We start from the raw sequence: 803 nt of genomic DNA, 5'->3' as shown, positions 1-803 counted from the left end.
GTCATTCTCTTCCTGTTAGGCGTTTTAGCTTCTATTGAGCATTGACGAGTCCATGCCGGCATATTTGCTACGCCATTTGTAAAAAGCAGATTGGCTCATGCCGTGCTCACGACACAAATCAGCAACGCTCACGCCGCTCTCATGCTGTTTAAGAATAGATAAGATTTGTCGCTCGGTAAATTGTTTTCTACGCATGAAAAATTCCTTTAAATTTAACAAATAGTTTAACGAAATTTTCCACTCATCGGTGTTTCGATTTTAGGGGAGTATTACCGATATTGTAGAAAAACTAGATACTGAAATTCAAAAAATTATGGAAAATCCTGAATTTCAAGAAAAATTAAAAAATTTAGGTGCCGAGACTGAGTTTGTGGGATCAAAAGAATTAAGTAGAAGAGTTTTTGAAGAATATAATTTTTGGAAATCTTTTGTTGAAAAAACAAATTTGGCTGTTGATATTAAATAGTAAAAATACGGAAGTGATGAGACCTTTTGTATAATAGGGTTTTATGATTTTATTTTAAACGTTTTATTAATATGACAAACTATCTTTTATAGTTGCTAAAAGATAGTTTGTTTTAGAAATAAAAATGAAATAAGCTGTAGAAGTTCAGACCAAATCTGACAAATGAGTTGCAAAAAAGAGAGTTTCCCGTTTGAATAAGAGGTGCGAATCTTTTAAACAAACAAAAGGAAACTCTCATGTTACATACTACCAATAATGTGATTAAACATAAAGCAGGACTGCTTAATTTAGCAGAGACAATTAAAAAATGTGTCGACAAGCATGACAAAATTARTGG

General features: G+C 32.0%; 2 protein-coding genes. One reads left to right on the top strand and one right to left on the bottom strand.

Annotated elements, in window-relative coordinates:
- Positions 1–24: 24 nt before the first annotated feature.
- Complete coding sequence (gene tnpA / locus V757_RS18505) at positions 25–195, bottom strand: IS66 family insertion sequence element accessory protein TnpA (RefSeq protein ID WP_023949988.1); 171 nt, start codon at positions 193–195, stop codon at positions 25–27.
- Positions 196–313: 118 nt separating this feature from the next.
- Between tnpA and V757_RS28380 the strand changes: the two genes are divergently transcribed.
- The gene (locus V757_RS28380; RefSeq protein WP_023949987.1) at positions 314–466 is read left to right on the top strand and encodes a hypothetical protein; all 153 of its coding nucleotides are present in this window, start codon (positions 314–316) and stop codon (positions 464–466) included.
- Positions 467–803 lie beyond the last annotated feature (337 nt).

This window comes from Pelistega indica (assembly GCF_000506865.1).
Classification (GTDB): Bacteria; Pseudomonadota; Gammaproteobacteria; order Burkholderiales; family Burkholderiaceae_B; genus Taylorella; species Taylorella indica.
This window is presented reverse-complemented; position numbering and strand designations above follow the sequence as displayed.